Raw genomic sequence first — 253 nt, forward strand, 5'->3', positions numbered from 1 at the left:
CTTCCGCTTTGTCTTACCCACATCACTGTCTGAGCAGACAGCAAAACTGTGCAGTGGAAGATCACTTTCCTGTGTCCATTCCGTCAGGCTCTGGGACAGCAGGGACAGACTGGGCACCAGAAACAGTACCTGTTTCCCCCGTCCAGCCAAAACCTCGGCAATTTTGAGACTGGTAAAAGTCTTGCCCGTCCCGCAGGCCATGATGAGTTTGCCCCGGTCGGCATCTGCCAGTCCTTGCTGAACGGCACGCAAG

1 protein-coding gene is annotated in these 253 nt (G+C 55.3%); it reads right to left on the bottom strand.

What is annotated here, in order from left to right; translation table 11 throughout:
* Positions 1-253: DEAD/DEAH box helicase family protein (locus tag IV91_RS16205; protein WP_150112520.1), on the bottom strand; the 253-nt coding region annotated here is incomplete at both ends.

This window comes from Ferrovum myxofaciens, assembly GCF_000735045.1.
In the GTDB taxonomy this organism is placed as follows: domain Bacteria; phylum Pseudomonadota; class Gammaproteobacteria; order Burkholderiales; family Ferrovaceae; genus Ferrovum; species Ferrovum myxofaciens.